This window comes from Pseudooceanicola lipolyticus, assembly GCF_002786325.1.
GTDB classification, from domain to species: domain Bacteria; phylum Pseudomonadota; class Alphaproteobacteria; order Rhodobacterales; family Rhodobacteraceae; genus Pseudooceanicola_C; species Pseudooceanicola_C lipolyticus.
In genome coordinates this window covers 42,592-68,025 of sequence record NZ_PGTB01000011.1, presented here as the reverse complement: position 1 = coordinate 68,025, position 25,434 = coordinate 42,592, and the positions used below count along the sequence as shown (strand labels likewise).

The 25,434-nt window shown below is 58.0% G+C and carries 24 protein-coding genes; 2 read left to right on the top strand and 22 right to left on the bottom strand.

What is annotated here, in order from left to right; translation table 11 throughout:
* Positions 1-186: 186 nt before the first annotated feature.
* The 6 genes from CVM52_RS06025 to CVM52_RS06000 all read right to left on the bottom strand — a co-directional run bounded on the left by CVM52_RS06025 (position 187) and on the right by CVM52_RS06000 (position 6,902).
* Positions 187-1,677 (bottom strand): aldehyde dehydrogenase, encoded by a 1,491-nt coding sequence (locus CVM52_RS06025; protein ID WP_205964893.1) that lies wholly within the window; start codon positions 1,675-1,677, stop codon positions 187-189.
* Between the two features lie 98 nt (positions 1,678-1,775).
* Complete coding sequence (locus CVM52_RS06020) at positions 1,776-3,086, bottom strand: TRAP transporter large permease (protein WP_100161604.1); 1,311 nt, start codon at positions 3,084-3,086, stop codon at positions 1,776-1,778.
* Positions 3,083-3,607, bottom strand: a complete 525-nt coding sequence (locus CVM52_RS06015) for a TRAP transporter small permease (RefSeq protein WP_100161603.1) — start codon at positions 3,605-3,607, stop codon at positions 3,083-3,085. The genes CVM52_RS06020 and CVM52_RS06015 overlap by 4 nt, the downstream gene beginning before the upstream one ends.
* 70 nt (positions 3,608-3,677) lie before the next feature.
* Positions 3,678-4,649: a TRAP transporter substrate-binding protein DctP gene (dctP, locus tag CVM52_RS06010; protein ID WP_164933053.1), complete on the bottom strand. Its 972-nt coding sequence runs from the start codon at positions 4,647-4,649 to the stop codon at positions 3,678-3,680.
* 111 nt (positions 4,650-4,760) lie between these two features.
* Positions 4,761-5,834 (bottom strand): zinc-dependent alcohol dehydrogenase family protein, encoded by a 1,074-nt coding sequence (locus CVM52_RS06005; protein WP_100161601.1) that lies wholly within the window; start codon positions 5,832-5,834, stop codon positions 4,761-4,763.
* Between the two features lie 84 nt (positions 5,835-5,918).
* Positions 5,919-6,902 carry a 3-hydroxyacyl-CoA dehydrogenase family protein gene (locus CVM52_RS06000; RefSeq protein ID WP_197922732.1) on the bottom strand — a complete coding sequence of 328 codons (984 nt, stop codon included), beginning with the start codon at positions 6,900-6,902 and terminating at the stop codon, positions 5,919-5,921.
* 301 nt (positions 6,903-7,203) lie between these two features.
* Between CVM52_RS06000 and CVM52_RS05995 the strand changes: the two genes are divergently transcribed.
* On the top strand, positions 7,204-8,169 hold the full coding sequence (locus CVM52_RS05995) for a LysR family transcriptional regulator (RefSeq protein ID WP_210180105.1): 966 nt from the start codon (positions 7,204-7,206) through the stop codon (positions 8,167-8,169).
* A gap of 79 nt (positions 8,170-8,248) precedes the next feature.
* On the opposite strand, the gene CVM52_RS27650 is transcribed toward CVM52_RS05995, so the two are convergent.
* From CVM52_RS27650 to CVM52_RS05975, 4 genes are all read right to left on the bottom strand, one after another.
* The gene (locus CVM52_RS27650) at positions 8,249-9,073 is read right to left on the bottom strand and encodes a universal stress protein (RefSeq protein WP_210180106.1); all 825 of its coding nucleotides are present in this window, start codon (positions 9,071-9,073) and stop codon (positions 8,249-8,251) included.
* Between the two features lie 215 nt (positions 9,074-9,288).
* Positions 9,289-10,506 (bottom strand): amidohydrolase family protein, encoded by a 1,218-nt coding sequence (locus CVM52_RS05985; protein ID WP_229743358.1) that lies wholly within the window; start codon positions 10,504-10,506, stop codon positions 9,289-9,291.
* Positions 10,507-10,547: 41 nt separating this feature from the next.
* Positions 10,548-10,847 (bottom strand): hypothetical protein, encoded by a 300-nt coding sequence (locus CVM52_RS05980; RefSeq protein ID WP_065818597.1) that lies wholly within the window; start codon positions 10,845-10,847, stop codon positions 10,548-10,550.
* Positions 10,834-11,199 carry a Rieske (2Fe-2S) protein gene (locus tag CVM52_RS05975; protein ID WP_065818598.1) on the bottom strand — a complete coding sequence of 122 codons (366 nt, stop codon included), beginning with the start codon at positions 11,197-11,199 and terminating at the stop codon, positions 10,834-10,836. The genes CVM52_RS05980 and CVM52_RS05975 overlap by 14 nt, the downstream gene beginning before the upstream one ends.
* Before the next feature lie 114 nt (positions 11,200-11,313).
* Here CVM52_RS05975 and CVM52_RS05970 point away from each other — a divergent pair, with 114 nt between their 5' ends.
* Entirely contained in the window at positions 11,314-11,766 is a 453-nt protein-coding gene (locus CVM52_RS05970) for a MarR family winged helix-turn-helix transcriptional regulator (RefSeq protein ID WP_210180108.1), read from the top strand.
* Here CVM52_RS05970 and CVM52_RS05965 read toward each other — a convergent pair.
* The 12 genes from CVM52_RS05965 to CVM52_RS05910 all read right to left on the bottom strand — a co-directional run bounded on the left by CVM52_RS05965 (position 11,763) and on the right by CVM52_RS05910 (position 25,432).
* Positions 11,763-12,698 carry an EamA family transporter gene (locus tag CVM52_RS05965; protein WP_065818599.1) on the bottom strand — a complete coding sequence of 312 codons (936 nt, stop codon included), beginning with the start codon at positions 12,696-12,698 and terminating at the stop codon, positions 11,763-11,765. The genes CVM52_RS05970 and CVM52_RS05965 overlap by 4 nt on opposite strands.
* A gap of 27 nt (positions 12,699-12,725) precedes the next feature.
* Complete coding sequence (locus tag CVM52_RS05960) at positions 12,726-13,169, bottom strand: hypothetical protein (RefSeq protein ID WP_065818600.1); 444 nt, start codon at positions 13,167-13,169, stop codon at positions 12,726-12,728.
* 13 nt (positions 13,170-13,182) lie between these two features.
* Positions 13,183-14,175 (bottom strand): ABC transporter substrate-binding protein, encoded by a 993-nt coding sequence (locus CVM52_RS05955; RefSeq protein WP_171900128.1) that lies wholly within the window; start codon positions 14,173-14,175, stop codon positions 13,183-13,185.
* On the bottom strand, positions 14,172-15,392 hold the full coding sequence (locus tag CVM52_RS05950; protein ID WP_255446371.1) for a Gfo/Idh/MocA family protein: 1,221 nt from the start codon (positions 15,390-15,392) through the stop codon (positions 14,172-14,174). The genes CVM52_RS05955 and CVM52_RS05950 overlap by 4 nt, the downstream gene beginning before the upstream one ends.
* Complete coding sequence (locus tag CVM52_RS05945; RefSeq protein ID WP_008335720.1) at positions 15,349-16,287, bottom strand: PDR/VanB family oxidoreductase; 939 nt, start codon at positions 16,285-16,287, stop codon at positions 15,349-15,351. Before CVM52_RS05945 ends, CVM52_RS05950 begins: the two co-directional genes overlap by 44 nt.
* 140 nt (positions 16,288-16,427) lie before the next feature.
* Positions 16,428-17,573 (bottom strand): alpha-hydroxy acid oxidase, encoded by a 1,146-nt coding sequence (locus CVM52_RS05940; RefSeq protein WP_008335721.1) that lies wholly within the window; start codon positions 17,571-17,573, stop codon positions 16,428-16,430.
* A 127-nt stretch (positions 17,574-17,700) separates the two neighbouring features.
* Positions 17,701-18,981, bottom strand: coding sequence for a Rieske 2Fe-2S domain-containing protein (locus tag CVM52_RS05935; RefSeq protein ID WP_040885915.1), 1,281 nt, complete (start codon positions 18,979-18,981; stop codon positions 17,701-17,703).
* 311 nt (positions 18,982-19,292) lie between these two features.
* Positions 19,293-19,868: a putative antibiotic biosynthesis monooxygenase gene (locus CVM52_RS05930; RefSeq protein WP_121632689.1), complete on the bottom strand. Its 576-nt coding sequence runs from the start codon at positions 19,866-19,868 to the stop codon at positions 19,293-19,295.
* 212 nt (positions 19,869-20,080) lie between these two features.
* Positions 20,081-21,931 (bottom strand): TRAP transporter permease, encoded by a 1,851-nt coding sequence (locus tag CVM52_RS05925; protein ID WP_008335724.1) that lies wholly within the window; start codon positions 21,929-21,931, stop codon positions 20,081-20,083.
* Positions 21,932-22,150: 219 nt separating this feature from the next.
* On the bottom strand, positions 22,151-23,140 hold the full coding sequence (locus CVM52_RS05920; RefSeq protein WP_008335725.1) for a TAXI family TRAP transporter solute-binding subunit: 990 nt from the start codon (positions 23,138-23,140) through the stop codon (positions 22,151-22,153).
* A 309-nt stretch (positions 23,141-23,449) separates the two neighbouring features.
* Positions 23,450-23,977, bottom strand: a complete 528-nt coding sequence (locus tag CVM52_RS05915) for a MarR family winged helix-turn-helix transcriptional regulator (protein ID WP_210180110.1) — start codon at positions 23,975-23,977, stop codon at positions 23,450-23,452.
* A gap of 423 nt (positions 23,978-24,400) precedes the next feature.
* Complete coding sequence (locus CVM52_RS05910) at positions 24,401-25,432, bottom strand: 2-hydroxyacid dehydrogenase (RefSeq protein WP_065818601.1); 1,032 nt, start codon at positions 25,430-25,432, stop codon at positions 24,401-24,403.
* Positions 25,433-25,434 lie beyond the last annotated feature (2 nt).

Here is a 25,434-nt window from a genome sequence, read left to right as displayed (position 1 = left end):
CTCTTTCGCATTCGTCTGCTCCTTCAAGGTTGGGCAGACTCTACATCATGATGAGGGATTTCGCGGGGGGCAGGTCACTATTTTTGAGCCCTGATCCAAACAACATGCATCACGCGGGCCGTTGCAGTTTACACATATATGAAAAGCTTGAAGGCCACCGGGTCATCTGTGAACCTGGACAGGCCATCATTGCATCACAAAGGGATTCTTGGTTTCTGCCTCGTAGGAGAGCCAGACCGATTTGGTTTCCAGGTATTGCTCAATCGCCTCGATCCCGTTCTCGCGTCCGAAACCGGATTTCTTGACCCCGCCGAAGGGCATCATCACGCTAGCCGCCCGGTAGGTATTGACCCAGACCGTTCCCGCGCGAAGCCGTCGTGGCGCCACCGTCGCGCGCTTGATGCTGGAGGTCCAGACGCCGGCGGCCAAACCATATTCGGTATCGTTGGCAATGGCATAGGCCTCCTCGTCTTCCGAGAACGGGATAACCGAGACTACGGGACCGAAGACCTCCTCCTGCGCGATGCGCATGTCGTTGCGAACATCTGCGAAGACTGTGGGTTCGATGAACCACCCGTTGCCGCACTCGGGTCGGACTGCTGGGCCACCGCCGAGAGCACAGCGAGCGCCCTCCTCCTTGGCGATGTCGATGTAGGACAGGATGCGGTCAAACTGGGGTTGCGTCGTGACCGGACCGACTTGTGTCGTCAGCTCCATCGGATCTCCCATCTGCGCGGTTCTGGCTGAAGTGACGAACCGTTCCAGGTAGGCGTCATAGATGCCTTCATGTACCAACAGCCGCGACCCGGCGATGCAGGTCTGTCCGGTAGCGGCAAAGATCCCGGCGATCCCGCCCGAGACAGCAGCCGCAAGATCGGCGTCGGGGAACACGATCTGAGCGGATTTCCCGCCAAGTTCCAAGGTTAGCCGTTTGAAGTCGGCCGACGCATTTTCCATGATCTTTCGTCCGGCGCCCTCGCCCCCGGTGAAGGCGACCTTGGCTACTTTTGGGTGGCTGGTCAACGGATCGCCAACCTCCTTGCCGAAGCCGGTAACCACGTTGAAGACCCCCTCTGGGAAGCCTGCCTCACGCACGAGTGCCGCGAATTGCAGGGCGGAGGCCGAAGTGTATTCCGACGGTTTCAGCACAAAAGTACAGCCCGCCGCCAGCGCCGGGGCCAATTTCCACATCATCAGCATGAGTGGGGAGTTCCAAGGAACGATAGCGGCAACGACCCCCACAGGTTCCCGTAGTGTGTAGGTGAACATGTCCGGCCGGTCGATCGGCACGACTGAACCGGTGACCTTGTCTGCGAGGCCAGCATAAAAGTACAACCATTGTGGCAGAAAACTGACCTGACCGCGGACCTCCGCCAACAACTTGCCGTTGTCGCGCACTTCCACTGTCGCCAACTTGTCCGCATCTCGCTGGATTAGCTCCGCCAGTTTGCGCATCAACGCGCCGCGCTGCGTCGGCGGCATCTGCCCCCAGGGCCCGGAATAGAGCGCATCATGCGCCGCATCCACGGCGGCGTCGACATCCCGCGCATCGCACTTCGGGATCTTGGCCCAAGGCTCCCCGGAATAGGGGTTATAGCTTTCAAAGGTTTCCTTCGTGGCGCTGTCGCGCCACTCGTTGCCGATAAATATCTGATACTTTTCCAGGTCGTTTTCCATGTAGAGCTTCTCCCTCTTGTCGGTTTTTACATCGGGGGACCGGAAGCTGGTGCGCTCGAGACACTCGGTCGCCGGTCCATGTCCTCGGGGCCGCCGCCCTAGAGCTTCGACGGCAGATACGTCGTCAGGCCCGGCGCCACAGCAAGAATGATCATCCCAAGTATGAACAGGGCAACGAACGGCCAAGCTGCAGCGAACACGGTGGAAAGCGATCCCTCGCTCCATGCGCTTTTCAGGGCGAATAGTGTGTAGCCGAACGGCGGGGTTATCCCTCCAACCGTGATGTTCACTAGGAACAGAAGCCAGAACCAGATCGGGTCGTAGCCGAAGCTATCTATGATCGGTAGGTAGATCGGAATGACAATCAACATCAAAGCGATTTGGTCAATGAACATGCACAGGATGAATGGAAGAACCATCAGGAGCACCAGCATAAGCCAAGGGGAGACATCCAGTCCCACGATCCACGCGGTGAGTGCCGAGGCGCCACCGGAAAAGGCCAAAAGTTGACTGAACAACTTCGAACTGGCCATGATGATCAGGATCATCGCCGAAATCTTCACCGACCCGCCTAGGGACTCGAGAACCATCTTCACTGAAAGATTGCGATAGATCGCGGCTGTCATAAGCGCGCCCAGAACGCCCATCGCGCCGGCCTCCGTCGGAGTGGCAACTCCGGCCAGTATCAACCCCATGACGGAGACGATGATGATAGTGAACGGCAAGAGACGCGCAACTGCGATCAGGGCGTCCTTGAACTCGACCCGGCGCGTCGCCTCGTCATTTTGCGGAGCCAGAGACGGATTGCGCCATATACGCAGGAAAACATAGGTCGTGAACAGCCCCGCGAGTATCAGTCCAGGGATGATCCCCGCGATCAGCAACCCGGCGATGGATACCCCGGCGAGCGTGCCGATGATGATGACGAGTACGCTAGGCGGGATTAGCGGAGCGAGGCTGGCGCCGGCCAGGATCGTGCCGACCGACAGCCGCGCGTCATAGCCGCGCGCGATCATTCCTGGCAGAAGCGAGCGACCCAACATAGCCGCCACTCCCATTGCCGCGCCGGAGAGCGTGCTGAAGACAGTCGCAAGGACGATGGAGAGTACATACTGGCGTCCGGGCACCCGTCCAATCAACGTGTCTATCGACTGAAACAACACATCGACCGCGCGGCTTCGGAACAGGAGTTCCCCCATTAGGATGAATAGCGGGATCGTCACTAGGGTGGAGTTCGTGGCGGTCTCGTAGAAACTGCCGGAAAACATCCCGAAGCCAGCAGGTCCCAAAACCAGCAGCGTGGCGCCCATGTTCACCGTCAGGAAGGCGACAAAGACAGGCATACCAGCGGCCATGAACAGGAGCAGAAGCCCGACTCCGGCAAGTACGGCGGGAATACCCTCGATCATATCGTTGCCTGCGTCTCTTGATGGGATTTGCCGCTGAAGGCGAGCCTTAGAAAGGCGAGGCCGGCATTCAACATTCCGAACACGAGGAAGGCGAACAAGATCCATTTGGGAAACCGCACGCTGGTGAGTGTGGCCGTACCCCGGTCCATCAACCGCAGCGTTTCGTCCAGGAAGATGTAGCTGGCCCAGAGGCAGACGGCGGCACCTAACACAAACCCTAGGCGCCGCATGAAATCGGAGGCGCGCCGTCCGAGCACGTTGAGCAGGATCGGAACGGACACGTTGCCGTCAATCCGCGTTACGTGCGGCAGGACTAGAAAGATCGAGATAAGTAGCAGGAACGACACGAAGTCGCTGGCCCACTTGGTCGGCGCGCCCATCAGATAGCGCGAGAAGACCTCATAGGAAAAAATCATCACGATCAGGCCCAGGGCCCCAGCCCCTAGCCAGTAGCTCAAAGTGACCAACGCATCGTGAGCCCACAAGAGCGCTCGGCCCAGGCGGCGCAAAACCACTCTCATCCCTGTCTCCGTACCCGATTGGAACTCTGTGGGGCCGCCCCGAGACCGGGGCGACTACCGGGGAGGATCATCATTCGCCGATCCCGGCGGTTTCGGCGATCTCGCGCATCTGCGCGATCTCGTCGGGATTCACGGTCGCAGCCAGATCCATGACCCCGTTATACCAGGCGCTCTTGAGGTTGGCGACGACATCATCCTCGAACCGGGTCTCTTGCATCCCCTCGGCGACGAGGGTCTCTTCCTCGGTGCCCGCGAGGCCGTCGAAGGTCGCCGAGGCTTCAACCTCGTAGGCACGTGCGGCGGTTTCGATCTCGGTGCGGGTCTGTTCATCCAGCGCGTTCCACGCGTCGAGGTTCATCAAGAGCATATGCCCGACCTGACCGAAGGTCGGCCGCACGAAGTAGCTCGACACCTCGAACCAGCGGTAGTTGACCGCGCCCACTGCCGGCCAGGCCGCGCCGTCGACCACGCCACGTTCGAGAGCCGGATAGATATCCCCGCCCGGTAACACCACCGGGGAACCGCCAAGCGCTTCGATCACCGGATGATAGAGAGGGGTGCCCCGGATGCGCCGGCCGGTAAGCCCGTCGCCGGTCAGGGGCTCCTTCAGGATCATGTGGAAACCGTTGGTATCGTAGAAGATCGCGATGAGCTTCAACCCGGCTTTCTGGTATTCCTGATCGACGAAGTCCCACATGCCCGACTCGTGGATCGTACCAATGTCGCCGCTTAGAGAATCGAGCGCCATGCCGAGCGCGATATCATTGTAGTGATATCCGCCATTGGTATAGAGCATGTCGAACAGGCCCTGGGTCACCGGGTTCAGCTGTTCGAACGGCGGGATCGTCTCGGGCCCGAACCGCGACAGGCCGAGCTCGGCGGTCGTCTCCGCCTCCAGGTATTCCATGAACGGGTCCAGCACCTCGCCGACGGCGGCGTAGCTCTGGTCCCAGCTCGCCAGGATCTTGGTATCCGCCACCGCAGCGGTCGCCAGCGGCATTAGTGCTATGGATGCGGCAAGACTACGCAATAGTTTGTTCATTCTCTTTCCTCCTCTGTTTTCCGGCCGCCTCCCGGCACCCTGCCCGGGCATCGCGGAAGCAACGACCAATCCGGCTTAAAACTTACGGGACTGCAGCGCGCGGCCCCCATCTCAAAACACGATTACTCCCTTTCCCCCGACCTGCTTGTCGAGCAGGTCGTAGGCTTTTCCGGCGTCCTCCAGCGCCCACCGGTCTGAGAAGATTGAACCGACGTCGATCCCGCGATCCACGGAAAAGACGCCGCAATCCTCCATCAGGTTAGTGGAGAAGGTGAACGATCCCGCCATGTTGATCTGGCGAAAGATCACGTCTGACGCGAGGTTGATTTCTGTCGGCTGTCCCAGTCCAACGAAGACCGCGGTGCCCCAAAGCCGTAGGCATTTGACTGCGTCGTTGATCGCTTGTGGTGCGCCCGATGTTTCCAGCGTGTAGTGCGCGCCCCGACCGTGTGTCAGTTCTCGGATTGCCTCCACAGCGTCGGTTTCAACCGGGTTGATTGTTTCGACGGCGCCGAAGCGGCGGGCCATTTCGAGCCGCTCGGGGCTGATATCGAGAGCGATCACCCTCGCCCCCATTGCCGCGGCGAATTGTGTGCCTGATAACCCGACAGGGCCCTGTCCGAAGATCGCGATCGTATGGCTGCCGTTGGGCTGGATCTTGCGCAGTGCGGCGTAGGAGGTGCCGGACCCACAGGCAATCGCCGCACCCGCTTCGAACGACAGCTCTTCGGGCAGCGTGACCAGCGTATGGGCCGCGCATTTCATGTATTTCGCGTGCGCGCCATGGGCTGTCCAGCCGTAAATGTCAGGCACCTTGTTTTCGCAGATTTGGGGCCACCCGGTGCGGCACTGATCGCAGATGTGGCAGCCGGAGTAGTGATGGATCATCACCCGTTGCCCGATCCGCGCAATGTTCCGATCAATCCCCGGCCCGATCGCTACGACGACCCCGCAGGGCTCGTGTCCGGCGATTATGGGTCCGCCGTCGCGCATCGTCTCGTAAGGTTTGCCCTTGGCCAATTTGCGAAACGCCCGGTCGTCGCTCGGTGCGCGGTAGGCGTGCAGATCACTGCCGCAAAGACCCGATGCCTTGACCTCGATGACCACTTCGCCCGGCCCTGGCGTCGGATCGTCGAACTCCATGATCTCGACCCGCTTGTCTCCGGGAAATGTCACACCCCGCATATCGCGCTCCCTTTGCACTAAAATTCACCTGCCCTGCCGAATTACCGGACACGTCGTTTTCCGCTTCTCGTTTCCTTGTTCGAACTAGCTAACGTTCAAAGAGCGAACGGGATCGATCTCTTCGAGCCAGGCCAGGAGGGCACGCAATTGGGCGTCCCGCGTCTCGACTACCGCTTCGGGGCTGTTGTTGAACTTGTACCAACCCTGCCCCGTCATCGCGCCGAGGTTGTTCTGTTCGACCAGATCCTCAAGCACCTTCCGGCCCTTGTAATTCTCGTCTCCGGTCTGCTCGTAGATCGAATTAGTGACGGCGAGCGCGGTCTTCTTCGAGACGATTAGATCTTCAGTCAGGAGTGGACCCCATAGCGCGAGCCGCGGCCCGAGACTTAGCCGGACGGCATCGTCGATATCGTCGCGCGTTGCCAGGCCTTCGTCCATCAGACGATAGATCTCGGTCAGCATGGCGAACTGGATCCGGTTCACAAGAAAGCCCGGACGTTCGAGGATCGCGACACCGACATGTTCGATGTTCTGCACCAGCATGCGGCTCCATGCCACCAACTCCGCTGGCGTATCGGCCGCATGGATCAACTCGATTACGGGAACGATATGACCCGGAGTAACATAGTGAATGCCCATCATCCGCTCTTTGCGTGTCATTTGAGCGGCGATGTCGGAGATCAGGAAGGACGAGGTGTTGGTCGCCAGCACCACGTTTTCCGGACAGATCCTGTCGAGTTCCGCGAACAGGGCCTGTTTGACTTCCAGGGATTCCTGCACTGCTTCATGCACGAGGAAGGCCCCTTCGACCGCGCTCGCAAGATCCGGCTCAAGTGTCACTCCGGCTAGCATGGCCTCCGATTCATCCGAATCCTCGATCAGTCCTGCCGCGATCGGGCGGGCCCGCTCCACGTAAGTGTCAAGCATGGTCTGATTGCTGTCGCAGATCACCGCATCATAGCCGTGATGCGCATAGAGTGTCGCGATGACACATCCCATGAATCCGGCCCCGACGATGCAAATCCTACCGGACCCGGGCGGCTCCGTACCGAACGCAAATTCCTTCAAACTTTCCTCCTCCCTTCAAATGGTATGAACCTTCGACTCTTCTGGACGACAGGCTTCTAGCCGACTGTTTCACTCGAGCCGCTGCGATAGCCGCGCAAGGATCAGGAATGTTCCGATTGTGCGATGCCGAGCGGTCTCGCGTCCAATACGCAAACGTCGACAATATATATGGCTACGGTTATGATTTAATGCCGGGCACTCAATCAATAGAGTTGATTCCTGAACTTGCCCGACTGATTTATTGTGGTTTTGGTATGCTTCCGAGCCATCAAACCGGATGCCTGACACAGGAGAACAGGAATTGCGCAAAGATCGGCCAGAAGAACCGAACGACACGCTGTCGAAAGACTTGCTTCGGTCGCGCAACCTCACGCTGCACAAGCTGCACGTCTTTTGCACGATCGCCAAATTCAACAGTGTAACCCGCGCGGCGGAATATTTGAATATCGCGCAACCCGCAGTAACCGCCCACCTGCGCAGTCTTGAGAAGAGCCTTGGTGTCAAGTTGGTGCGCAAGGCCGGGCGCAACATCGAACTGACACAAGCCGGGCGTCGCACTCTTGCCTGGGCGAAGGAAACTATTCAGCGCAGCTCAGATATGTTTCTTGACCTCGCAGACATCAAGAAAGGCTTGATTGGCCGAACGCGGATCGCCTCGTCGATGGTGGCCGGGACTTACAAGTTGTCTGAAACTATAATCGCGTTCAAAAAGGAATATCCATCGGCCAGGATTTCGGTGTCGATGGCCAGCCCCTACCTTGCCACGGAATCAGTACTGCTTGGGGATTGCGACTTCGGGATCACTTTGGTTGATCACAATCGCGACACCTCACGGTTGGAGATCGAATTGCTCTGGCGCGAGCCGCTTTATCTGGTGGCCGCGATAGAGAGCCGACTGGTCGGCGATGTCGCTTATATCGATGAGCTAGGGACATTGCCGTTGATCACCCCGCCGAAAGGGCAAATGGCGCGAGAGCTCATCGACGAGGTGCTGCGCGCCGCAGGGGTCGTGCGAACCAACAGCGTACTAGCCTTCGGGCATCCCGAGCCGATCCTAAATGCGATCCGCGCCGATGTCGGGGCCGGTTTCGTCTTCAAGAGCGCATTGCCGAGGGACCCAGAGGCGTCGGGGCTTCGCCTTGTGCATACACCAGACCTGGAAATTGCAATGCCACTGTTCCTAGTCTACGACAAGAAGACGGTGTTTTCCGCACCGCAAATTCAGCTCATGGACCGCATCCGACAATCCTTCGCCGAGCCTGCATGATCATGTACAGAAGGCCCCGCGCGGGGGGCGACACTGCGAGCCACGCAAAGGACACCCTCCGAAGGGCACGACGATGCGGTCAGTGGGACATGAACACCGGCACTTGGCTGCTCCTGATGACTTCGTGAGTAACGCCCCCGAACAGGTCTTGCGAAAACTTGCTGTGTTCGTAAGCCCCCATCACGATCAATTTTGCCCCCAACTCGGCAGCGGTCCGTTGAATAACGTCGGCTATGCCGTTCTTGCCTTTGGGGCGCTCGACCTGTTCCACGTCAACACCGTGGCGTCGGAGGTGGGTGACAATGTCAGTTCCTTCGGGCATTTTCGGCAGGCTGGCGCCAACGCTCAAGATCGTGACCTTGCGCGGTCTCTCCTCCAAGATCGTCATTGCGTCGTTGAGCGCACGAGCTGCCGAGCGCTTTCCGTCCCAGGCGACGAGAGCATGTGAACCAAGTTTGTCGGTGGAGTATCCATTGGGTACAACAAGGACTGGGCGGCCGCTTTGCAATGCCATGAGATCGGGGTTCACAGCGCGAAATTCATCGGTAGGAAGGTTCGAGTGGTAGCCTGTCACCACAAAATCAAAATTACGTGCGATTTCGGGCAAACTTAACTTTCCGATCTCGCTTGGCATAACAAAACGCGACCGTTCGGCCACTCCAGCCGCAGAAGCTTGCTCCTCAAAAAAGGCGCGAGCAGCTTCGATTTTCTCATTCCGCACATTTCCGAGCTTGTCGAGAAGGTCCTCGGTCAGGCCGAGAACGTGTTCGAAGTAGGAAGAAGTGCTGCCATATACCGCCGTCAGCCATGCATCGTGCTTGGCCGCAATTTTTGTCGCATGACCTACGCCACTCGGGAATCCAGTACTCCCGGAATGCGTAATAAGAATATTCTTGATGCTCATCTTCGCCTCACTGATCGAACACTAAGGCATGCTATCATTTGACTACTTAGATGTCTATGTTTTTTGCTGCACTTCAAAAGATAGCCGGGTCGCGATAACCGCAAGACAAACTGCGCGCCGTTCAAGCATGAAAAAGGCCACCCGGATGTTCTCCGGGCAGCCTCGCAGCGATCCGTATACGCGTGTCCTGTTGGAAACGGACGACGAGAACGGCGTCAACCTTTGGCGTTTGCCTCCAGTTTCCACTCGGACATAACTGGGTCAAGATTGAACAGTTTCTGCGCGTTTCCACCCAGAATGCTCCGCTTGGCCTTCTCGTCCAAGAACGGAAGATCATAGATCGTGCTCGGAAGATCCATATCCCAATGCGGATAGTCGGACGAATAGAGCAACTGCGATTCTGCGTTTATCATCTTGAAGGTGACCTCCAAAGCTTCGCGGTTGTCCACCAGCTCCATCGGCTGCGTAGAGTAGTACATCTCGCGCATGTAATCGCTGGGTTTTTTCTTCAAGAGCGGAGCATCGGACGTACGCATCATGTACTCGTTGTCCAGCCGTTGCATCAGGAAGGGAACCCAAGCCAGACCGCTTTCGATCCACATGGTTTTCAACTTTGGGAAACGTTCGGGCATGCCGTTCATAACCCAGTTGGTCATGTGAATGATGTTACAGAAGCTGAAACCAAGCGCGTGAACTGAGATAAACTTGTTCAGCTGCGCCAACGAGGTGTCGGCCCAGTGATAAGCCGCGTGGAAGCCAAGAGGCATTCCGTGCTCTTCCAGTTTGGCATAAATACGCATGTTTGCGCTGTCATGCACTGGGCGCTTCAGATAGCCAGTCGAAAGGAACCCAACGACGCCTTTCTTTTCGGCGAACTCGTCAATCATCTTCTCGGCTTCGTGCGGCTCGTTCATGGGCAGATAGACCATGGATACGAGGCGATTGTCTTCTTCAAGAATGCGCTCGCTCAGCCAACGGTTATAGGCGCGTGCCATTGCCACCTCGACCTCGACTTGGGGGTGCGTCGCCAACAGCAGCATTGGGGTTGGGAAAAGGCACGCCATATCCGTACCCATCGCGTCCATCCAGCGCCGGGCCAAAGTGATGTCACGGTGTGGCTCTTCGGGGACAATTTCCTTGTTCCGACCCGCATAGCGCGTCACGCGCCCAGCCATGTCCTGCGAACCGATCGCCTGCGGAATCAGGCCGGCGCGGCCAACGTTACCGGCTGACAAGCCAAGATGGCGCATCACCGGGTCGTCCATGTATTGCAGGATTTCCGGCAAGGCCTCAGTCTCATAGTGGTGGCTGTCCACATCGCAAATGAAGAAGTCTTTGTAATTGCGATCTTCCGCTTGCTTACGTGCGTTCTTCAGCAGCTTGCTGGTGTTAAATTCCTGGATCGCCGGATCGTTATCCGAGCTGTAGTTCATCGTGTTGCCCGTTAAAGACATTTTATCTCTCTCCCCTCGTGTTACGGATTCAGCGTCTGCCACATGCCCAACTCGAACACCGCCATATCGGCAGCATCGAGAATGCCGGTCGCGGCTATGGCGACAGCTGTCGCCGAGACATCGTTGTCTCGTGGGAATGCGGGCAAGCCGTCATTGGTTTCGCGAAGTTTCGCATATGCGGTCACAACATGTGAAAACAGCGCCTGAAGCTGCTCGGCGCGCAGGCCACTGCTTTCGGGGTTGCGAAGTGCATTCAGGACAGCATCGAGCGATGCCTCCAGAGCAGGAGCTTCAGCGGTTATCTGGTCAAACTTCGACATAGACCTCTCCTCCTCTTTCCACCACGTTGTAACGTTTCATTTTGTACTTCGGATCGCCGACGGCTTCGCCCGTCGCAATCTTGAATTCCCAGCCATGCCACGGGCAAACGAAATGCAGTTCGTCTTCGTTGAAGGTCTGCCGGAGCGTGCGCTGCTGGTCGTCGAGTTCAACGCAGACCTGCGGCATCTTTAGGCCTTCGCATACCGGGCCACCTTGGTGCGGACACACGTTCTTATATGCAACGATGTCTCCTTTGTGCCGAATGACCCCGATCTCGACCCCGTCGACCTCGCAAATTTTTGCCGTCTTGTCGCTCAAGTCCGACACCGCGCATAGCAATCTTTCTGGCATCTTAGCTCCTCCGTCTGTTGCCCAGTCTTGCTTCAAGTTAGTAAGATTGCCTTACTATAAGAACGGCTTTAGAATTGTCAAGAAATAAGACATCTAAATTAGAGGGCGCAAATCGTGCCGCAATCACCTTCTAGGAAACGTGGTCTTGGGGCGTCGCTCCGCCTGGCGCATCATCTTTATGGTAAGCTGCTGCAGGAGCAGTTGCGCGAAACCGGGCTCAGCATGGCGCAGTACATTCATCTTCGGTGCCTGAGAGAGGAAGGCAAACTAAAACAATCCGAGCTTTCCGGGTTGCTGGGCATCGAAAAGGCGTCGTCCACACGCGTCCTGGACGAGCTCGAAAAACGAGATCTTATCACGCGTAACCGCAGCCAGTCCGACCGGCGCGTGGTTCATGTCGACCTGACTGACGCAGGGCTTCGAACGATAGATGGCGCAATGAAATCTGCGCGTCTCGCGGCAGATCACGCCTCGGCGGGATTTGAACCCGACGAGTTGGGTCACCTTTTCGCTGCGATGGACAAGCTGCTGGACAATCTCGCAAGCGCGTGTTGCCAGTCCCACTAACCAAACCTTGGCGCAAGGGCGAGAAGTGTCACACCGGTCGCGGCTAGTGCAGACGACAGGTAGAATCTGGGACCCGGGCGCCGTTCGGTTTTGAAGATATGGCCTGCGAGCCAGGCGGCAAAGAACATCTCGATTGAAGACATGATCGCGACGACGGTCACATCAGTGAACATAAGCGAAAAGAACAGCGCGACTTGTCCGACCGTCATCGAACTGCCAGCCAGAAGTTGCCACCCGCTCGGCCGCTGAATTCGCCAGGCAAACGCGTCGCGCGATTTGAACCGGAACACCCAGGAGACCGCAAACCACATTAGACCCGTCATCGCACCGATGAAAACTCCGGCCAGAGGGTCCGGCAAAGTCTGCATCGCGAGCTTTCGGGAGACGAACGAGCCGCCATACCCGGCGGCGGACGCTACGGCCATCGCCCGGCCCTTGTTCTTCTCTCGAGGGTCAGGATCTCCGACCGCCAAGTCAGAAGCCGATTTGACCGAAGCGCGTGACATCATGATTACCACGCCGCTGGTAACCAGGAAGAAGGCGATGACCACAGGTGTCGTGATGACCTCACCGAGCAGAAAGAACGCCAACAGCGCCGCAAACACTGGTATCAGGCGTCGGATGAAACCGGTCTCGATGGCTCCGGCAAGCTCTACCGAGCGGAACAGCGTAAGACGGCCGACAACGTTGCCAAGCACCCCGGCTGCAACGAAATAGGCCACACCAATGAGTACACCGCGGTTAAGTTCCGGCATCGTTGGGCCCAGGAGCAGCCAAAGCGCCCCAGAGACAACGGCGGTCATCAGGACAGAGATAAGAACGTCGTTGCCGCGGCCCTGAACCGATTGGGAGCTCTTTGCAATGGAAACCGAACTGAAAGCGTAGCAGAACGCTCCGAACACGGCCAAGAGGCCGCCGAACCCCGCGGTCATCGCGCGTGTCGGCGCGGATTGTTCCTGCTACTTGTCATGGGCCAGCAACTGATCCAGGAAGTGGCCTGAAGACATAACCTCGCGCATTGGCAGCGTCTCCTGCTGCTCCATCAGCTCGGTAGAATAGGTCAAGCCCTGACCATCCCAGAACCACCAATAGATGATCTCGCCCTGTTTGTCGCGAATCGGCATCCGGAAAATCGGGAAACTTCTTTCAGAATGCGGAATGTCCGACCTTCCGGCAAGCGCGTGCTTCAACCCTAACCGATTCAATACCCCCGTTAGGGGGACCATGGCCATCGGTGCGGGTTTTTCGGCCAATACAGTCACATTGTCGGGCCGGTGCTCGCAAGGCCCCGGGAGGAACTTGACCACAGGGGGATAGCTCGGATGGGTATGGGTGAGCTGCACGTAAGCCAGCCCCTTCGTTGTTTCGACCTCGACGATATCTCCGGGTGCGTACTCTTCCATTGCGGCGCTCCTCTTAAAGGCTGTAGGCTTCTAGGGTCGAGGGATGGAACAGTTCTTCGATCTCCACTCGGCGTGGGGACAGACCCTGACTCGCGTGGTAATCCAAAAACTTGTTCAGGACATGGGCGTTGCCGCCGACGCCATAGCTCCAGGGGTCGTCACCCATTAGCGCATGCACGCGGTTGAGATTATCCTCGACGAAGGGCATCGTTACTTTCGTTGCCGAGGTGTCAGAAAGTGCTTCTTCTGCCAGCAGCTTCGATTGCGTGAACGCCTTGAGCAGGGCGGCGGGTAGGAATGGGTATTCTTCTGCGAGGCTGCGGCGCAACCCAAGAACATGCATGATCGGAAAGATCCGGGTCTTTTCGAAATAGGCTTCGGCCGTAGCGATGCTGTCTGCAAAGAGCCGACCTACGTGCGGATGCCGCTCGGCGAAACAACGCGGCCAACGCGGGCCGATGAAGCCGTCGATCTCACCGGCCTCGAGCATGCCATTCAACGTGCTGCCCACCGGCGCCTCTTCCATGCGGATATCGTCGGGCAACTGGACCTTGATCTTTTCGGGCCGGCCCGGCGTATCCATACCGCCGCGCACCCAGATGATATCGGAGGGTTTGACGCCGTATTCCTCTTCGAGAATGCCGCGCACCCAGACATTGGCAGACAGCTGGTATTCGGCAATGCCAATGCGCTTGCCCTTCAGATCCTGCGGCGTGTCGATCCCTTTGTCGGTTCGAATGTAGACTGAAGTGTGACGGAACGCCCGGCTCAGAAAGACCGGGATCGCGACATAGTGCGGATTTCCGCGGGCGACCGAGATCGAATACGAGGACAACGAAATTTCGCTGATATCGAACGCTTCGTGGCGGAACGCCCGGAAGAACATTTCTTCTGGGGACAGTAGCATGGGAACGGGATCGACACCGTCTATCTGCACTCTTCCATCCACAATGGCACGCGTCCGGTCATAGTTTCCCATGGCAAGGGATAGTTTGAGACTGCTCATCCTGTTTGTTCCTCCTCACTTGTTTTGCATTGTTGCCGCAAATCGACAGGTTGGCCGGTCGAGGCGGACTGCAGGATCGCATGGCAAACCTCCAGGCTTGCCAGACCCCATGCGCCTGTCTGGACGGGGGCCCTGTTCTGGCGGACAGCGGCCACCAGCGCATCGTTTACGGTTCTACGTGGCGCGGGCCCGAATTTTGCTTCGATGAAGCTGCGCTCGGTGTCACCGAATACTTCGACGCCGTCCGGAGTCAGCTTTAGATCGGCACGGTCGCAAAGCGCGATAACTGGGCCAAAATGCTCGTTGTGCTCTGCGTCGACAGTCTTACCGCTGCCGAATGTGCGCGTCGTCTTGAGGCGTGCCTCGTCATCGGGATCGAGGTCCATCAGTGCCCGCCTTGCATCGCCATAGGCGCCGGCGCGTTTTAGCTGCCCCAGCTCTCCGACGTCGTTCATCCAAATGTCGCTATCGAAATGGGCGTAGCCCGAATAGGTGAGATTGGCGACGCATCCACCCTCAAAGTTCATCAGCGCTGTAAAAGCACCTTCTGTTGGACGCTTTGGATCCCATGCCCCGGTCATGGCATAAATCTTCTCTCCCATGCCGCCTGCAAGCCGTCGGACCACGTCGATCTGGTGGATGGCCTGGCTGAACAGCACACCTCCTCCTTCTTCGGTGCGCAGCTCCTCCGGGCGTCGGGGACGATACAGGAAGTCGGTGTAGTTAAGGGCTTGGATCATTCTCAACTGGCCGAACTTGCCGCTCGCGATCAACTGTGCGGCCAAGTCGACCGGCGGATCGAAACTGTGGCTGGGCCCAACGATCAGGTGAACCCCCGCCGCGTTCGCCGCGGCGACCATGGTCTCGGCGTCTTCCATCGAGATCGCGAGCGGCTTTTCCACGAGAATGTGCTTTCCAGCGCGCGCCGCGGCCAGAACGTGATCTACATGCATTTGGTGCGGGGTGGCGATGTATATCGCTTCTACAGATGGGTCGGCGCATAGATCCTCGACAGTCGCATAGGCGACACCGCCATATTGCTCTTCGAATGCGGCCCGGCTTTCCGCTCGCGGCGCGGCCGCGGCCGTGAGCTTGACGCGTGCGTCGGCATCAAAGGTGGGGACCATCAGCATGAAAGCCCGCCCCAATCCCGCAACTCCGAGGCGGACGGGATCAGAGGTCAAGAACCAGCCTCCCCGATAGCGCGCGCGATACACAAATCATTATATGGTCGCTCTTTTCCTCTTCCATAAGCACCATGTCGCGATGGTCAGCTTCCCCTTCGAGGAGGCGGGTCTTGCAGGTGCCGCATGTGCCACTTTCACAGGAACTGGATGTTGCGAATCCGGCGTCACGCAATGCTTCCAAGATCGAACGATCTTCGGGCACCGTGACGGTTTCGCCACTTTTTTTCAGCTCCACTTCGAAAGAGACATCGTCTTGGCGCACCACATCGACGGGCTTGAAATCCTCGAAGTGAATTCGCCCCTCCGGCCAGTGCCCGGAAACGGCCTTGATTTCATCCATCAACGGTTTCGGTCCACAACAGAATACATGAGTGGCACGAGGTGTGACCAGATCGTCCCAGAAATCGTAGACCGCATCCGGAGCGCCGCCGTCATGGTGCACAATTATCCGGCCATCGAAATCTCTCATCAGTTCATCCAGATAGGCCGATTCCTCCGGACTGCGGCTGACGTAGATGATTCTGAGCATCTTGCCCTTCTTGTCGAGATACCGCGCCATCGACAGAATCGGCGTGATCCCGATACCGCCGGCGATGAGCAGGTATTTCTGAACATCGGTTAGCGGGAAATCGTTTTCCGGGAACTCGACTGTCAACTCGGAGCCGACGGTCGCCTGTTCGTGCATCGACGCGGAGCCCCCGCGCGAATTCGGCTCTTTCTTGATCGCGACAACAAATTCCTTTGGATCGCTGCCATCGTTGATCAGTGAATAGCGGCGCATTGCGCCGGACGGAGTTTCCAAGGTGATGTGAGCACCAGGATCGAAACTAGGGAGTACATCGTCTCCAACCGGCACCAGGGTGAATTCGGTGATGCTCGGGGTCAAGTCACGCCGTTTCTCGACGCGCATCTTGATATTCTCCATGAGGTCCTCCCATTTGGTCGTGATTGTGAAATTGTTTAGATAGCTAAGTTGTGTGTGTCAACCGACCATGTGCTGCGCAGTCATCCTGAACGTTGGGCGAGCCATCGAGAACGTGCAGGTTCTACTGGTGGAGGAACCTGTTATGACCGTCGGGTTTCGACGTTGACACCTGAGACAGCGGACACGGATCGTGCGCCCACAAAGGTCATGGTTCTCGTCATCTCATCTTCAAGGATCGAAAGCGCCCGTGACACGCCCGCCTCGCCTTGCGCCGCCAACCCATAGAGTGGCGCGCGGCCCAGCAGAACGCCCTTCGCACCCAAGGTGAGAGCTTTCACGATATCACTGCCGCGACGAATACCGCCGTCCAGCAGAACCGGGAACTTCCGATCCAGAGCCGCGATGATGTCGGCGAGAACATCGATCGTGGCAGGAGCGCCATCAAGCTGCCGACCACCGTGGTTCGAGACGATAACTCCATCCACGCCGGCGCGTTGCGCGTCAATAGCATCTTCTGGGCACATGATCCCCTTGATCAGCAGCGGGCCTTTCCATTTCTCCCGAATGCGGCGAACATCATCCCACGAAAATTCCGGGTTCCGCTGAGATCGTGTAAACTCGGCCAGCTCGCTGTCGCTAGCGCTGTTTCCGACAAAGTCCAAGAGGTTCTCAAGTCTGGGACGGTGCGGCCCGAGCCAAACGGAGCTCAGCCAAGCAGGATGAAGAAGCCCATCGAGAACAGTCCGCGGGCCAATGCGGATTTCGTGGGCGAAGCCATGCCGCAGATCACGTTCGCGCTTGCCGCCCACGAGTGAATCGACAGTCAGCACCAGAGCCGAGTAACCTGATGCCTGCGCCCGGTCGATCAGCGCTTCGGCGAACGCGCCTTGCCCCCAAGGGTAGAGCTGGAACCAGAGGGGACCCTTGCTCTTCCCTGCGATCTCCTCCAACGTCGTGTTCGAGGCGGTCGAAACCGTGAACCCGACCCCGGATCGTTCGGCCGCAGCGGCGAGGTGCAGATCTCCCTGGGGCCAGTAGAGGCCGTTCAGTCCTGTCGGCCCTATAAAAAACGGCTTGGAGTATGTTTCCCCGAACAGCTCCAAGGTGAGATCGACGCTCCCCCCTTTGAGGATTCGCGGCGTGAGAACGATATCCGTGAAGGAACTGCGGTTCCGCCGCAGCGTCACCTCTGCTTCCGCGCCCCCATCCAAATAGTCGAACACCACCCGTGGCAGGCGGCGCCGTGCCTGCTCCCGCAAGTCTTCAATATTGATTGCTGTCGTCATCACGCCTGTCGCCCGTCGAGCAGAATCCGTCGAGGCAAGCTTTGAAAGTCCGACGGCACCACGAAAAAAGAGCCGCCCAAAACCCCTTGAGGCTCTGGACGGTTCAGGGAGGAAACATGTAGGCGGGTTATTCCGCCGCTTCCGTCTTGCTCGACGTGTCCACAAGTGTTCGCCAATCGACGTCTTTAGGATACACGCCCTCATGAGAGGCGATTACCCTTTGCGGAATCTTCGAGTCAGTGCCGATCGCCTGACCACCTTCGGCGACTTTCTTTGCTGCATCGGCCATCAGCCGACGGAATTCGACAATCGCCAGGTCGGAAGCCCCAAGAATATCTGTGTGGCGCTGCACGCGGCTGCCCATCGAAACCCACATCACAATATCTTCGTTCGGAATGCCGTCCACGCCTGTAAAGTGGCCTTCCTTCATCCTTTCGCGGTCCTGTTTGAAGTCGTTCTCTAAGGTCCGGAGAGAGCGCCATTTGTGGTCGACATCCACACCCGGTACGGCATGGGCAAATTTGCGCCACTCTTCGGTAGAGGGAACGTTAGGTCCGTCGAAGGCTATGAAGTGAAATGCTGTCTCATCGTCATTGATCGGCACGATGACGCTTGCGACTCGGTAGTTGTTGTTGGGCGGAATCAGCGAGTAATAGGGCGCGACAAATTCGGTGATCCGAAGATAGTTGTGCGTCTGAGCGTTTTTGATTGGCTTTCGGATCGCCGCGTAGTGGAAACCGTAGCTCGTGGTTTCAGTCTGCATACGTGGGGATTTGTCGGTCGACGGGCGGTACCATGATTTGTCGTCCGCCGCGGCGCCCTCGACCCGTGCCGGAACCATATTCGACGAATGGAGCGACGACGAGTGCGCGCTGTCGATCTGACCCTCGTGGATCTGCGCCCAGTTTGCAGGAACGCGAATTTTCAGGATCGAAACTGGGGTGTCCTCGGTCGGGGCAAAGGCCGGCGGTTGGAACTCAGGCATGTCATCTTTCTCGCCGAGCCAAGCCCAGACGAAGCCGCCCCACTCCCGCACGGGGTAGGAACGATGTTTGACCTTGTCCATCAATGGACTGCCTTCCGGCTCCGAAGACATGGCGACGACATTGCCTTCGACGTCCATCTTCCAGCCGTGATAAAGGCAGCGCAGCCCACATTCCTCGTTTCGGCCATAGACCAGAGAGGCCTTTCTGTGCGGGCAAAGCTCATCCAGCATCCCCAGACGACCCTTGGTATCCCGGAACGCGACATAGCTCTCGCCGAGAACTTCGACTCGAAGCGGTTTGCCGTCCGACTCTTCAACCTCTTCGATCAGGCATACGGGCGTCCAGTGTTGACGCATGAGTTGCGCCATCGGGGCATCCCCCGTTACGCGTGTAAGCAGTTCATTCTCTTCGGGTGTAAGCATCTGGGCTCCTCCAAGGGCATCCGACTCTTTTAGTGGATGAGTGGTACTCTACCTCTCAAGTATTCTTAGCTCTCTAAGTTTTATCTGTCAACGTAACCTGCAAATTTTTTTGCCCGCGTAGTAGGAACTGACCTCACTTGTTGTCCGAAATAGCGGGTTCTGAACTAGACCAAGCTGACGAGATCGCCTAACCGAGATACTTTCGCGCAATTGTGCTTCTGTACCTCCCCGACAGCGGCTTGCCGGGCCCGTCACTGAGGTGTCATGGCAGCCAGCCTGCGCATGAGTCGCGGCAAGCGCACTATCTCGCTTCACCGTGTGAGCCATGGACGCAATCTCTTGCCCAGAAACGGCGCAACGTAGACACCGTTCACTCCGGTGAGCACCAGCGCAACAAGAAACAATGACACCGGACCTGGAAGGTTTTGCGTGAGCGGTTGCAGCGCGTAGTAGATAAGGATCAGCAGAGGATAGACACCCAGCATGCTGGCGACCCAGGCTTTCCAATAGCGCGGCGCGGCTGGCGGTTTCGGGTCAGTACCGTTGGCTGGCACCTGTTGTCCTACAGTCACCGAAGCGAAGCTCAGCCTCTCTTCGAGATCATGGGCCAAGGCGGCCATTCCGTCTCGGAGCGAAACGGATGCTTCTTCCCCACGCAAGGTCACCGAAAAGATGATCTGGTCATTGACAGTCTGATTCTGTAGCGACATGCGCGCGTCAAATCGGTTCCAATCTAGGTGATCAGGAGCGGCATCGTTGATCGCCTTCGCGACGACCGCGGCCTGTACAAGGGGTGCTCTGATGGTAACCGACAGCACGGAGATCGCGTCGGTGCCGATACTAAGCTGTTTTGGCCCAAGTTCTTCCGGTCCCCGTGTTTCATTCATTTCCTGAACCTCGACGTACTTTGCGCCGGTTGCGAAGTGATCAGTTCCCACCTACGGAAGTAGCCGCCTGTTTTCCGCGTCATAGGCCGAGTCATAGGCCGACCGGCCCGGACCAACCTTAGAAATTGGCCCAGGCCACATGCCGCCTCTGGGTTGAATCCCTCGATGACCAGACTGCACTTCAATTGGGGCAACCTGCTGAGGCGCGACAGCTAGGCTCTGTCGACGTGGGCGCTTTCTGTCGTGAAAGCGATCTGCCGGATTAGCATTGCGACAATCACCAAAATACAGATCGCGGATACCGCCAAATATGGACTTACGGCGCCAATCGCAGCGATGGGAAGTACGCCCCTTTCGATTGCAGTGAGTTGTGTCTTGACCAAGCCTTCCAGAGAGGCTGCGACCGCGAGGGCTCCGGCAAAAGCACCCACGACGGCCAAGGTGTTTGCCAGGGGGCCAAGTTCTAGGAGAATACCTGGGTTCCACACGAAGGCGAAGGGCAGCAGGAAGCCGACGATGGCTAGCCGGACTGCAGAGAACGCGATCTTGAAGGGGTCTTCGTCTGCAATCGCTGAGGCCGCGATTGCAGCCACAGCAATCGGTGGCGTCAGTGCCGAGAGAATCGCGTAGTAGAGCAGAAACATCTGGCTGGGCAACGTCGGGAAACCAAGTTTCGCCAGCGCCGGACCTACTAGCACGGCCGCCAGGATATACGCACTGGGCGTTGGCATCCCGAGACCGAGAACAATCGTGACGAGCGCGGCGATAACGAGAGTCAGCAGTGGTTGCATGTTGCTGACAGTCAAAATGACGTTCGCGGATTTCATTCCAAGGCCGGTCATCGACAGGCCGCCGATCACAAGACCAGCTGCGGCACAAGCGCCTGCGACCGGCAGGATTTGGAGCGTAGTTGCCCCCAGCCCTTCCACCAACTGCCACAGTGACAGCCGTGTGTCCTTCAGGATCATCGCGGCCAGGATGGTTACCAGAACGCCGACACCGGCTGTGAAGGTCGGGGAATACCCCAAGATAAGGGCGACGATGATGCCGATGATCGGTAGCAGGAAAACCCATCCGGTCTTAAACGTTTCCTTTGCTGAAGGAATTTCGTCTGCGGACGGTCGCAGGTTGTGCTTGACTGACCGGAAGTGAACCTGAGCGAAGACACCAGTGTAGTAAAGAAGTGCCGGCACCAGAGCGGCAAGCACAATGGCGTTATAAGAGATGCCGGAATACTCGGCCATGATGAAGGCAGCCGATCCCATGATCGGAGGCATCGCGCTACCACCTGTCGACGCCGCAACTTCTACCGCCCCTGCGAACCGCGCCCGGTATCCGAGACGCTTCATGACCGGTATCGTGATCGACCCAGTCGCAACAACGTCGGATGTCGGGCTCCCGGACATCGTGCCGTAGAGGCCCGACGAAATGATCGCGATTTTGGCCGGGCCGCCGCGCGCATTGCCGGTCACAAGCGCTGCAAGGTTGAAAAAGAAGTCCCCACCGCCCGCTTTTGCTAGGAAAGTTCCGAACATTACGAACAGAAAGACATAGCTCGCAACAACCTGCAGCGGCACACCAAAGAGCCCATCGGTGGTGAAAACTAGAATATCCAAGAGATAGCTAAACTCGCTGACGCGATGCCCGAACGGCGGCGGCAGAAGGTAGCCAAACAGGTTATAAATCAGGAAGAGGACGACAACGCCGGTCAGGCCCAGGCCGGTGGTCCGGCGCGTCGCTTCGATGGTCAGAAACAACAAGGCTGAGCCAAAGAAGAACTGATCGGTGGTGAATTCGTCGAGAAGACTGATCCGGTCCGCAATCGCTCCCGAGGTCACGTAGAAGTACACCCCTGTGGCCAGGCTCAGCGCAGAGAGAAACCAATCATAGATCGGAATGCTATCCGGCGCGCGCGAGGTCGCGCCGATCGCAAGGAAGAGAATCGTGAAAATGCCCGATACAAACAGAATGCCCTGAATGAGCGGATCGGAGATGATGAAGAGGTTTGAGTGGATTACCCAAATCGCGAATGCCGCCGCCAGCACCATGACAATGGTCCTCATCGGCGAGCCTAAACTTCTACGACGACCGGTTTCTGTAAGTGAAGGAAAATTCATGTAGCCCCCGTATCAGGCATAGATGAGAACGGGCCGCGAGGTACAGGCCGCACGATGACGTGACGTGACATCTCACTCAGTCATCGGGGCGCATTGCACCGCGCAGTCGATGAGGAGGCCGGCGCGTGCCGCGGCAGCGCACCGGCCGGATCGTTAGGGTCGACCTTATTCGAGCAAGCCCAGTTCCCTGTAGGCACGCTCCGCACCAGGATGGAACGGCAACGTCGTTTGCGACGTCAGCAATTCCGGTGTGAGCGCCTGCATCGCATTATGCACGCCGCGGATCTCGTCGATATTGGTCGCGATACTCTTGGCGAGCATGTAGCCAGTTTCTTCTGGCAGTACGTCGGAAGTGATCAACATCGCACCCAGTGCGAGCGTGACGACATCTTCGGTCTGGTTTTTGTAGCTGTTGGCTGGAATTGTGTAGGTGCCGGTTCCGAAACGCTCGTTGGTCGCAGCGATGATGTCTTCGGGAACGCTGAGCAGCACCACGTCATTGCCCTCATCGACCTTGCGGAACGACGAATGCCCGACGAAGATGCCGTTGATAACCATATCGGTGCGGCCGTCGGTAATCAGATCCGCTTGCTGTGCCGAACCACCGCGAACAAGCACGCCGCCATTTGCCTCAATCGTGGCTTCGTCATAGCCCGCCTCTTCAAGCATGAAAGTCGTGATGTTGGCGACAATGTTCCCGGCGTTGTTATTCGCGACACGGATCGCTGCGCCAGACGTCGCAAGGTCGTCAATGCTATCAATGCCATATTCTTCGGCGAGGGATCTCTTGATGAAGAAATGCATTGGCGCCCAGTTGTACATATAGCCGACAGCCTGAAGGTTCTCGATCGGTGCGTCGAACGGATCGTCTCCCGCGAGGGCCAATTTTATCTCGGCATCATGCGCTAGTCCTAGGTCGGTCCGTTCACGGCCAAGAAGGCCGATGTTCGCAAAGCCACCGCCGGTGGCCTGATAGGTCACCACGCCGTTCGGGTCATCCGCCTTGACGGCCCGGTCGATACCAGCGCCCAGAAGCGACCAAAGCCCCGAGGGATTGCCGCCTGAAAGGGTCACATTGATGCTGTCTGCGGAAGCAGCGCTCGAAAGTACCGCGACCCCGAGCGATGCGGCAACGGCTTTGATTGGAAATTTCATGTCTTCCTCCCTGTTTTCAGTAGACATCTAATATTAGATGTCTATCTTTAATGCCACTAGTCTATCCACTCACACCCGTCAACCCTGATTGAAGTCGAGACTATTGTTCAGCGAAAGCCACTCAGGTCATAGTTCCTGACGCGGAACACCCTAAAGCTGAATATTCGGCGTGGGTGCTTTGCAATGACACATCGTCAACCGGTGGAACCCCGGGACGGCAGGGCTCATATCCCGTCCCGAGCCGAAAAATCTATCCACAACCGCCACCTAAAGGCCCGCGCCTGACACTCGGCACGTGTGGCTTGCGATTTAGTTTGCTGTGTTGCCCTTGGTCGGAGGTACACGGACCCCTCTCGCGGCCGCATCGTGTTCGTCATTCTCGAGGTTCCGGATCATCACGGAAAGGGCGTTTCGCAAGTCGTCCTGAGCTTTCACGGAAAGGCCTGCCATTGCCGCATCGTTCACTTCAAGCGCCAGCGGTTCGAGAACGTCCCGCAGCGCCCATCCCCTTTTCGTCAGAAAAGCGTGCTGGCGCCGCTTGTTGCCATCGACGTTGCGTCTTTCGATGTACCCCAGCTCTTCCATCTTAATGAGCGCAGTGTGGGCGGTGGGTTCGGTGAGATGCGCCCGGTCGCTCAGTTCGCGTTGCGACAACCCGTCTTCCTGCCAGAGGATACGCAGGAAGATCCACTGACCGAATGTGACATTTTCCGTTTGCAGGCGAAGTTGAAGCGCCCGGTTGAATCCACGGGCTGCCAGTCGTACCAGCCGGGCCATGCGCTCGTCGGGGTGGACAGGTACATGGCTTGATTGCTTATCTTTCTTTGCGTCGCTCATCGCCTGCATCTACACATAGTTTTTGTCCAAACAGCGCGCCCGCTCAGACCTGATAGCTATCAAAACTCCAGTGGCTTTGCTGCACACCTTTTACCGCGAAAAAACACTCGCGTGGCGCGCGAGATATAGGTGCCGAACCGTGGTGTAAAGTCAAGACATGGAGCCTGAAGTGCCTATCATTGGGCCTGAGTTTGCGCCTTCATCCGGCGTATTTTCGCCCCAGTGTCGGGATTGTGTGTGGGGTGCCTTCCGTTTTTCGGCCCTCATGCGTCGAGACCCGTTTGGCTCGCCTGTGCCGCACAACACCGGGGGGCCGTTGTGTAACACCGCCATGCGAACACTAGTCGACTTGGCCGTTCAATCGGTGCAAGGAGCACAGGCTCTCCAGTTTGACGGTGCACGCTGCTCGCACGGTGGGTCAGGTCAGCTCAGATCGCCCAGCTTTTGCCGCCAGCGTTCCACCACATCGGGGTTTCTGACATATTTCGGCAGATCACCTTTCATGATGCGCGTGGCGTTCTCGACCAGCACGTCGGGCATGACCGTGTAGAGATCGACTGTGTGACCGAGAATGTGTGGGGTCAGGATCACCCGGTCGAGGTTGCGCAAGGGATGGTCCTCCGGAAGGGGTTCGGTTTCCGTCACATCGAGACCGGCACCGGCAAGGTGCCCCTCCCCCATCACCCGAACGAGCGCAGCCTCGTCAATCAGCCCGCCCCGAGAGGTGTTGATGAGGATCGCATTTGTCTTCATCGCGCGCAGTTCTGCCTCAGCAATCATGCTCCGAGTCTGCGGGTTGAGCGGCACATGCAGGCTGATCACATCAGACGCGGCAAGCAACTCATCACGGTCCACCAGCCTTACGCCGTCCGGAGCGCTCTGTGGCGTGAGGAACGGATCGTTTACCAAAATCTGCCCTGGGTCGAACGCCTGGAGCCTTTCGATTACCCCGGCCCCGATGCGACCCGATCCGATCAACCCAATAGTGCGCCCCCGCAGCATCCGCGCATACATCTGCTGCGGACGGCTCGCGTTTTCGCGCAGTATACGCTCGGATTCGTGCAGCCGGTAGAGCAGCACGAGCATCAGCATCACCGTCGCCTCTGACATCGCCAGGAAGTTTTCTGGCGTGGCACCGTTAGCGACGATCAAACCGCGAGCGGCACAGGCCTCGAGATCGACCGCATCGACGCCAATGGTCGGAAAGACTAACGCACGCAGGCGCGGCGAAGCATCGAGATCCTTCGCACTCAGCCGCGACCGGGAGCTTGCGACGATTATGTCCACATCCTCGATCAACGCCTGCCGCTGGTCCGCCGACAGGCGCAACGGCACGCCGGGGGTGATCTCTGGTCCGCGCACGACAGTCCAACCGAGGGCAAGCAGTTTCTCCGCAGCGATATCGAGCACGTCTTCCAGCACCGGGTCCTGTGCTATGTAGATCTTCGGCGCCAAGG

Excerpts from the sequence above, each read along its gene's own strand:
- CVM52_RS06025 (WP_205964893.1), bottom strand. The coding sequence starts at position 1,677 with ATGGAAAACGACCTGGAAAAGTATCAGATATTTATCGGCAACGAGTGG.
- CVM52_RS06020 (WP_100161604.1), bottom strand. The coding sequence starts at position 3,086 with ATGATCGAGGGTATTCCCGCCGTACTTGCCGGAGTCGGGCTTCTGCTC.
- CVM52_RS06015 (WP_100161603.1), bottom strand. The coding sequence starts at position 3,607 with ATGAGAGTGGTTTTGCGCCGCCTGGGCCGAGCGCTCTTGTGGGCTCAC.
- dctP (WP_164933053.1), bottom strand. The coding sequence starts at position 4,649 with ATGAACAAACTATTGCGTAGTCTTGCCGCATCCATAGCACTAATGCCG.
- CVM52_RS06005 (WP_100161601.1), bottom strand. The coding sequence starts at position 5,834 with ATGCGGGGTGTGACATTTCCCGGAGACAAGCGGGTCGAGATCATGGAG.
- CVM52_RS27650 (WP_210180106.1), bottom strand. The coding sequence starts at position 9,073 with ATGAGCATCAAGAATATTCTTATTACGCATTCCGGGAGTACTGGATTC.
- CVM52_RS05985 (WP_229743358.1), bottom strand. The coding sequence starts at position 10,506 with ATGAACTACAGCTCGGATAACGATCCGGCGATCCAGGAATTTAACACC.
- CVM52_RS05980 (WP_065818597.1), bottom strand. The coding sequence starts at position 10,847 with ATGTCGAAGTTTGACCAGATAACCGCTGAAGCTCCTGCTCTGGAGGCA.
- CVM52_RS05975 (WP_065818598.1), bottom strand. The coding sequence starts at position 11,199 with ATGCCAGAAAGATTGCTATGCGCGGTGTCGGACTTGAGCGACAAGACG.
- CVM52_RS05965 (WP_065818599.1), bottom strand. The coding sequence starts at position 12,698 with ATGACCGCGGGGTTCGGCGGCCTCTTGGCCGTGTTCGGAGCGTTCTGC.
- CVM52_RS05960 (WP_065818600.1), bottom strand. The coding sequence starts at position 13,169 with ATGGAAGAGTACGCACCCGGAGATATCGTCGAGGTCGAAACAACGAAG.
- CVM52_RS05955 (WP_171900128.1), bottom strand. The coding sequence starts at position 14,175 with ATGAGCAGTCTCAAACTATCCCTTGCCATGGGAAACTATGACCGGACG.
- CVM52_RS05945 (WP_008335720.1), bottom strand. The coding sequence starts at position 16,287 with ATGGAGAATATCAAGATGCGCGTCGAGAAACGGCGTGACTTGACCCCG.
- CVM52_RS05940 (WP_008335721.1), bottom strand. The coding sequence starts at position 17,573 with ATGACGACAGCAATCAATATTGAAGACTTGCGGGAGCAGGCACGGCGC.
- CVM52_RS05935 (WP_040885915.1), bottom strand. The coding sequence starts at position 18,981 with ATGCTTACACCCGAAGAGAATGAACTGCTTACACGCGTAACGGGGGAT.
- CVM52_RS05930 (WP_121632689.1), bottom strand. The coding sequence starts at position 19,868 with ATGAATGAAACACGGGGACCGGAAGAACTTGGGCCAAAACAGCTTAGT.
- CVM52_RS05925 (WP_008335724.1), bottom strand. The coding sequence starts at position 21,931 with ATGAGGACCATTGTCATGGTGCTGGCGGCGGCATTCGCGATTTGGGTA.
- CVM52_RS05920 (WP_008335725.1), bottom strand. The coding sequence starts at position 23,140 with ATGAAATTTCCAATCAAAGCCGTTGCCGCATCGCTCGGGGTCGCGGTA.
- CVM52_RS05915 (WP_210180110.1), bottom strand. The coding sequence starts at position 23,977 with ATGAGCGACGCAAAGAAAGATAAGCAATCAAGCCATGTACCTGTCCAC.